Source organism: Methylobacterium frigidaeris, assembly GCF_022179185.1.
Classification (GTDB): Bacteria; Pseudomonadota; Alphaproteobacteria; order Rhizobiales; family Beijerinckiaceae; genus Methylobacterium; species Methylobacterium frigidaeris.
On sequence record NZ_BPQJ01000034.1, the window covers coordinates 58,886 to 66,747 of the forward strand.

5 protein-coding genes and 1 pseudogene are annotated in these 7,862 nt (G+C 71.5%); 4 read left to right on the forward strand and 2 right to left on the reverse strand.

Features of this window, described 5'->3' with window-relative positions:
• Nucleotides 1-86 precede the first annotated feature (86 nt).
• Both otnI and otnK read left to right on the forward strand, forming a co-directional pair.
• Nucleotides 87-869: a 2-oxo-tetronate isomerase gene (gene otnI / locus MFF64_RS26575; RefSeq protein WP_099906320.1), complete on the forward strand. Its 783-nt coding sequence runs from the start codon at nucleotides 87-89 to the stop codon at nucleotides 867-869.
• On the forward strand, nucleotides 866-2,134 hold the full coding sequence (gene otnK / locus MFF64_RS26580; protein ID WP_099906322.1) for a 3-oxo-tetronate kinase: 1,269 nt from the start codon (nucleotides 866-868) through the stop codon (nucleotides 2,132-2,134). Before otnI ends, otnK begins: the two co-directional genes overlap by 4 nt.
• Nucleotides 2,135-2,246: 112 nt before the next feature.
• Here otnK and MFF64_RS26585 read toward each other — a convergent pair.
• Nucleotides 2,247-4,515: pseudogene (locus MFF64_RS26585) on the reverse strand (ComEC/Rec2 family competence protein).
• 207 nt (nucleotides 4,516-4,722) lie between these two features.
• Between MFF64_RS26585 and gltX the strand changes: the two are divergent.
• On the forward strand, nucleotides 4,723-6,144 hold the full coding sequence (gltX, locus tag MFF64_RS26590; RefSeq protein WP_238192816.1) for a glutamate--tRNA ligase: 1,422 nt from the start codon (nucleotides 4,723-4,725) through the stop codon (nucleotides 6,142-6,144).
• 233 nt (nucleotides 6,145-6,377) lie between these two features.
• Nucleotides 6,378-7,670, forward strand: coding sequence for a citrate synthase (gltA, locus tag MFF64_RS26595; RefSeq protein WP_099902137.1), 1,293 nt, complete (start codon nucleotides 6,378-6,380; stop codon nucleotides 7,668-7,670).
• Between the two features lie 3 nt (nucleotides 7,671-7,673).
• On the opposite strand, the gene MFF64_RS26600 is transcribed toward gltA, so the two are convergent.
• Nucleotides 7,674-7,862: hypothetical protein (locus tag MFF64_RS26600; RefSeq protein ID WP_238192817.1), on the reverse strand; the 189-nt coding region annotated here is incomplete at its 5' end.

A 7,862-nucleotide genomic window follows, 5' to 3' on the forward strand; every position in this document is an offset into this window, starting at 1 on the left:
CGCCTGGTCGGCGACTTTCTGCTGACCGACCAGGCTCAAGCCCGCCAAGGCACCGGCGCCGCCGCGCCGATCAAGGGAGGATTGTCATGCCGCGCTTCGCCGCGAACCTGACCCTGATGTTCACCGAAGTCCCGTTCCTCGACCGCTTCGCCGAGGCCGCGGCGGCCGGGTTCGAGGCGGTCGAGTTCCTGTTTCCCTATGACCACCCGCCCGAGGCGATCGGCGAGCGGTTGACGGCACACGGCCTGACCCAGGCCCTGTTCAACCTGCCCCCGGGCGACTGGGCGGCCGGTGAGCGAGGCCTCGCAGCTTTGCCGGAGCGGTTCGAGGAGCTGAAAGGCGGCGTCGAGACGGCGCTCGGGTACGCCCGCGCCACCGGCGTGAAGCGCCTGCACATGATGGCCGGCATGGCAGACCGAAACGACCCCGAAGCCCGAGACTCCTACCGCCGCGCCGTCGCCTGGACGGCGGAGCGCTTGAGCACAGAAGGGCTCGACCTCGTTCTCGAGCCGATCAACGCCCGCAACATGCCGGGCTACTTCCTCAACGACTTCGGTTACGCCGCCGACGTGATCCGCGACCTCGGGCTGCCGAACCTGAAGCTGCAATTCGACCTCTACCATTGCCAGATCCTGCACGGCGACGTGACCATGCGGCTGCGCGCCCTGATGCCGATGGTCGGGCACGTCCAGACCGCGAGCGTGCCGGAGCGGCACGAGCCCGGCAGCGGCGAGATGAACGACGCCTTCCTGTTCGCCGAGCTCGACCGGCTCGGCTATGACGGCTTCATCGGCTGCGAGTACAACCCGCGGGCCGGCACGCGCGAAGGGCTCGGCTGGTTCGCCCCGTACAAGGGAGCACGCACATGACCCTGGCGCTGGGCTGCATCGCCGACGACTACACCGGCGCCTCCGATCTCGCCAATACCCTGACCAAGGCGGGCTTGCGCACGGTCCAGACCATCGGGGTGCCGGCGGACGATCTCGCGCTCCCCGAGGTCGACGCCGTGGTCGTCTCGCTCAAGAGCCGCTCGATTCCCGCCGAAGAGGCGGTGGCGCGCTCGCGCGAGGCCGCGTCGTGGCTGAACGCCCGGGGTGCCGGCCACCTGCTGTTCAAGGTCTGCTCGACCTTCGATTCGACCGATGCCGGCAATATCGGCCCGGTGACCGACGCCTTGCGCGAGGATGCCGGCGAAGCGATCGCCCTCGTCACCCCGGCCTTTCCGGAGACGGCGCGCACGGTCTATCTCGGCCACCTCTTCGTCGGCGCGGTGCCGCTGCACGAGAGCCCGCTCAAGGACCACCCCCTGAACCCGATGCGGGATTCGAACCTCGTGCGGGTGCTGGCGCGCCAGAGCCGGGGGCCGGTTGGGCTCCTCGACCTCGCCACGGTGGCGCACGGCGCGGAGGCGGTGAGCGCCCGGCTCGACGCCCTCGCCCGGGAGGGCAAGGGCGCGGCGATCGCCGATGCGGTGCTCGACCGCGACCTCGCGGTGCTGGGCGCGGCCGCCCTCACCCGGAAGGTCTCGACCGGCGCCTCGGGGCTCGGCCTCGGTCTCGCCCGCGCGCTCGTGGCGTCGGGCCGCGTCGCGCCCGCTGCCGCGGACACCGATCTCGGCGGCCCGATCGGCGGCCCGGCGGCCTGCCTCGCCGGCAGCTGCTCGCAGGCCACTCTGGGCCAGATCGCCCGGGCCGAGGCCGCGATGCCGGTGCGCCGCCTCGATCCGGCGCGGCTGCTCGCCGGCGAGGACGAGGCCGGCGCGGCCCTGGCCTGGGCCATGGAGCGGATCGGCGACGGCCCGGTGCTGATCGCCAGCAGCGCCGGCCCGGACGACGTCGCCGCGGTCCAGGCCCGTTACGGCCGCGACGAAGCCGGCCACGCCATCGAGGCCGCGATGGCGCGGATCGCCGAGGGACTGGTCGCAAACGGCGTGCGCCGCCTGGTGGTGGCGGGAGGCGAGACTTCCGGCGCCGTGGTCGACCGCCTGGGGCTGCCGGCCTTCCGCGTCGGCCCCGAGATCGCCCCCGGCGTGCCGGTCCTGCGCACCACCGACCGGGACATGTGGCTGGCGCTCAAGTCCGGGAATTTCGGCGGGCCGGACTTCTTCACCGATGCACTGAAACTGATGCCGTAGGATTGGAAGATCTACTGCAACATCTGGCACCGGGTGCTCCCGGACCCTTTCCCGGACGACCGAAGCGTCAGCGGACGGAGATGCGGGAGATCGGGCCGTAGGATCGGCGCCGTCACGGCTCACCCTGCCCCTCCGCCTCTTCCCCCTCCGGTGGCGCCGGCTGAGGCGTCACACCCGGCACCGGCGCGACGGGGGCCGGCGGCGCAGGTGCCCTCACGACCGGCGCCGGCCGCCACGGCCGCGTCTCTCCCGGCCGCTTGGCAGTCTCGATCACCAGACCGTCCGCGGTGAGTCGCAACGTCGTCGCCCCGTGCGCCGCCAGGAATGTCTTGTCGAGGACATGCTTGGCGGCGCATCCCGGAGGCGCCTCCCGGAGGCGCCTCCAGGCGGGAGACCACCACGGTCGCCCGGGCACAATCCTCCGGGAAGGCGCGCTTGTCGCGCACCAGAGCTACGCTCACGCCCTGCGGCCCATGGCCGACGCAGCCGAGCTTGTCGCAGCGGGCGCCCGCGTTCAGCCCGGGATCGTCGCGAGAGCGGCCGTCGCCGTCGGCCTTCAGCCACTGCTCGAGCACGAAGGCCGGGGGGCGGCCGAGCACGACGAGGCGCCCGTCGGATCCGCGCAGCGCCGCGCCGCCGCCCTCGCGGTCGACGTAGAGGTCGCGGCGCTCCGGGGCCGCCGCGAGGGCGAGGCCGAGGAGGCCGGGGACGAGGCCGAGCCAGCGCAAGCCCGACACCGGCAGCACCAGGAGCAGCAGGGCCACGGTCATCAGCCCGAGGGCGCCCGGGCCGAAGGCCGGCAGCACGAGGGTGGCGCGGTCGAAGCCCTGGATCCAGGCCGAGATGTCGAGCATGCCGCGCACGGCCAGGCCCATCGTCCACCAGACCGGGCGGTCGAGGGCGAAGGGAGTGGCCAGGATGCCGAGCACCGCCGCCGGCATCACCACCAGCGAGACGAGCGGCAAGGTCAGCGCGTTGCCGACGAGGCCGAAGGGCTGGACGGTCTGGAAGTGGTAGGTGGCGAAGGGGGCCGTGGCGACCTGCGCGACCAGGGTGGTGGCGAGAGTGCCGACGACCGTGGCGAGGCACCAGGCCACAGCCCGGGTGATCGGGCCGCCGCCCTCCGGGTTCCACAGCCGCCCCTCGATCAGACGGGCGCAGGCGACGAGCCCGGCCACCGCCCCGAACGACATCTGAAAGCTCGGTCCCAACAATCCTTCCGGCTCGCGGGCGAGCGAGATCAGCGCCGCCAGCGCCAGGTTGCGCAGGCTGAGCGCCGGCCGGTCGACCAGGATCGCGCCGAGCATCACCAGGGTCATCACCAGCGAGCGCTCGGCCGCGAGGTCCCAGCCCGAGAAGGCGCAGTAGCCGGTGACCCCGATCATCGCCAGCAACGCCGCCATCTTCTTGATCGGCCAGGCCAGCGCCAGCCCCGGCACCAGGGCGAGGAGCGCCCGGGCGAGCCAGAACACCACCCCGGCGGCCAGCACCATGTGGAGACCCGAGATCGAGACGACGTGATAGATGCCGGCCGCCCGCAAGGTCTCGTTGGTGTCCTGGTCGATGAGGCCGCGCTTGCCGGTGACGAGGGCCGCCGCCACCGCGCCGGGCTGGCCGCCATTGGCCTCGGCGATGCGGCGGGTGAGCGCGTTGCGCGCCTCGTCCAAGCCGGCGGCGAGCCGCAGGGAGAGCGGAGCCGGCTCGGGCGGCGGCTTGACCGTGGCCTGGCCGAGGAGCGAGCCGACGGCGCCGATGCCGCGAAAATAGGCGTCGCGGGAGAAATCGTAGCCGCCCGGCCGCGCCGGCTCCGGCGGCGGCAGCAGGCGCGCCTTGGCCTCGATGTAGTCGCCGGGCTTGAGGTTGTCCGCGCGGCGGTACGAGACACGCACCCGGGCCGGGCGCTCGGCCGCCAGCATCTCCCCGAGCCGCGTCACCCGCACCACCAGACGGGCGCCCTCCTCGCGCTCCTCCAGCGCCTCGACGAAGCCGTGGAGCGGCGCGATCACCGTGCGGGCCAGCACCGGCGCGGCGACGCTGGCCGTGCGGAAGGCCGCGGCACCGAAGCCGAGGAACACGAAGGACGCGGCAAGCAGCAGGGCCGGCGCCACCGCCCGGGCCCGGAGCGCGAAGGCCGCCCCGGCGAGGGCGAGGCCGGTGCCGAACGGCGCGGCGAGGAGAACCGTGCCGTCCGCGACGGTGAGGAACACCAGCGCGCCGGCCCCGAAGGCGACGGCGAGCCAGGGAAACAGCCGGCGCTGCGCGGCTTCCGCAGCGAGCCCGGCGTAGAACCACCCGCCGAGGGCCGGCAGCAGCAGCACGGGCGCGGGCAGCGCGCGCAAGCGGCGCGCCACAATCCCCGTCCCTGCGCCCGGCCCCGCCATCATGCGCCCCGACCCGACGAGGCTGCGCCCAACCGCCGCTGATCCCGTCGCCGATCCCCGCAGCGACGGGACAGCCGGGAAGACGGTTCCTTAACGGCTCGTCCCGCGCATGCTACAGGACCCGGCGCCGGCAGGTCGACTCAGCTGACCCGGCCCTAACGGCCCCGGCCACACCGTTTTTTCGCTCTCACCCGGTTCTCGTCGCGCATGTCCTCCGTCGTCACCCGCTTTGCCCCGTCGCCCACGGGCTTCCTCCACATCGGCGGGGGTCGCACGGCGCTGTTCAACTGGCTCTACGCGCGCCGGCACGGCGGCCGGATGCTCCTGCGCATCGAGGACACCGACCGCGAGCGCTCGACCCAAGCCGCCATCGACGCGATCCTCGACGGGCTGAACTGGCTCGGCCTCGAGTGGGACGGCGACGTGGTCTACCAGTTCGCCCGGGCAGGCCGGCACCGGGAGGTGGCGGAGGGGCTGCTCGCCGCCGGCCGGGCCTATTACTGCTACGCCACCCCCGAGGAGCTGACCGAGATGCGCGAGGCCGCCCGGCGCGAGGGCCGGCCGATCCGCTACGACGGCCGCTGGCGCGACCGCGACCCCGCGGAGGCGCCCGCCGGACTCAAGCCGGTGATCCGCCTGCGCGCTCCCGTCGACGGCGAGACCGTAGTCGAGGACGCGGTGCAGGGCCGGGTGGTCTGGCAGAACAAGGACCTCGACGACCTCGTGCTGCTGCGCTCGGACGGCACGCCGACCTACATGCTGGCGGTGGTGGTGGACGACCACGACATGGGCGTGACCCACGTCATCCGCGGCGACGACCATCTGACCAACGCGGCGCGCCAGACCCAGATCTACCAGGCGCTCGGGTGGGACGTGCCGAACATGTCGCATATCCCGCTGATCCACGGCCCGGACGGGGCGAAGCTCTCGAAGCGCCACGGCGCGCTCGGCGTCGATGCCTATCGCGATCTCGGCTACCTGCCGGCGGCCCTGCGCAACTACCTCGTGCGCCTCGGCTGGAGCCACGGCGACCAGGAGATCTTCTCGACCGAGGAGATGGTCGCGGCCTTCGACCTCGCCCAGGTCGGCCGCTCGCCGGCCCGGTTCGACTTCGCCAAGCTCGAGAACCTGAACGGACACTACATCCGCTCGTCCACAGACGAGGCGCTGGTCGCGGCGATCGAGGCGATCCTGCCGACGCAAGGGCAGCGCTGGGGCCTCTCCGCCCCCCTCGATCCGGCTCTTCGCGAGAAGTTCATCGCCGCGATGCCGGGTCTCAAGGAGCGGGCCAAGACCCTGATCGAGCTCGTCGACAGCGCCTATTACCTCTACGCGCCGCGCCCGCTGGCCCTCGACGAGAAGGCGGCGGGCCTCCTCGGCAATGGCGGGCGCGAGCGGCTGGCCGGGGCGCTGACTCACCTCGAGGCCCTCACTGAGTGGAGCGCCGCCTCGACCGAGGGTGCGGTGCGGCACTTCGCCGAGACCGCCGGGGTCAAGCTCGGGCAGGTGGCCCAGCCCTTGCGAGCGGCGCTCACCGGCCGGACAACCTCGCCGCCGCTCTTCGACGTGATGGCGGTGCTGGGCCGCGAGGAGAGCCTGCAGCGCCTGCGCGAGCAGGTCGGGGCCTGAGGCACAACTGGGCCGCGCACCCCCGCGAATCTGCACTCGCGGGGGTGACTCGACGACCCCTGAACAGAAACTGAATTCTGTCACCCGGGCAGGGAGCCGTAGTTGATGCCGGTGCGGCGATCCGCTAACCCGGACCCGAGTGAGCACCCGCAGCAAAGTTCGCCGCCCTGCCCCGGGGGCCGCGGCCGAGGCGCCGACGCTCAGTCACGTTGATGGAAAGGGTCCGCAACCCCATGAGCCTCCCCACCAGCACCCTCACGGTGAACGGCCGCGCGATCGAGATGCCCACGAAGACCGGCACGATCGGTCCGAGCGTCATCGACATCAGCAAGCTCTACGCGCAGACCGGCCAGTTCACCTACGACCCGGGCTTCACCTCGACCGCCTCCTGCGAGTCGAAGATCACCTACATCGACGGCGACGAGGGCGTGCTCCTGTATCGGGGCTACCCGATCGAGCAGCTGGCCGAGCACGGCGACTTCCTCGAGACCTGCTACCTGCTGCTGTACGGCGAGCTGCCGACCGCGGCCCAGAAGGCCGATTTCGACTACCGCGTCACGCGCCACACCATGGTGCATGACCAGATGAACCGGTTCTTCCAGGGCTTCCGCCGCGACGCCCACCCGATGGCCGTCATGGTGGCCTCGGTCGGCGCGCTCTCGGCCTTCTACCACGACTCGACCGACATCACGGACGAGAAGCAGCGCATGATCGCTTCCATGCGCATGATCGCCAAGATGCCGACGCTGGCGGCCATGGCGTACAAGTACACGATCGGCCAGCCGTTCATCTACCCGAAGAACGACCTCGACTACACCTCGAACTTCCTGCGGATGTGCTTCGCGGTGCCGTGCGAGGAGTACCAGGCCAATCCGGTCCTGTCGCGCGCGCTCGACCGGATCTTCATCCTGCACGCCGACCACGAGCAGAACGCCTCGACCTCGACGGTGCGACTGGCCGGCTCCTCGGGCGCCAACCCCTTCGCCTGCATCGCCGCAGGCATCGCCTGCCTGTGGGGCCCTGCGCATGGCGGCGCCAACGAGGCGGCGCTGAAGATGCTGGCCGAGATCGGCACCCCTGAGCGCGTCGGCGAGTACGTCGCCAAGGCCAAGGACAAGAACGATCCCTTCCGCCTGATGGGCTTCGGTCACCGGGTCTACAAGAACTACGACCCGCGCGCCCGCATCATGCAGAAGACCACCCACGAGGTGCTGAGCGAGCTCGGCATCAAGGACGATCCGCTGCTCGACGTCGCGATGGAGCTGGAGCAGATCGCCCTCAAGGACGAGTACTTCATCGAGAAGAAGCTCTACCCGAACATCGACTTCTACTCGGGCATCACGCTCAAGGCGATGGGCTTCCCGACCTCGATGTTCACGGTGCTGTTCGCGCTCGCCCGTACCGTCGGCTGGATCAGCCAGTGGGCCGAGATGATCGAGGATCCGTCCCAGAAGATCGGCCGCCCGCGCCAGCTCTATACCGGCGAGCCGAAGCGCGACTACGTGACGATGGCTCAGCGCGGCTGAGCGTCAAGCATCGCGGAATGAGAACGGGCGGCACGCGAGTGCCGCCCGCTTTTTTTTGGGCGTCGGAAAGACGACGTAATACCCTCGCGCCTTCGCATCGCCGTGTCGATGCGAAGGCGACCGGCGCATCAGCGCCGGCGCCCGTTCGGGCTTGCCTGGCACCTTCGAACGCGTCCGTTCGAAGGTGCGGCG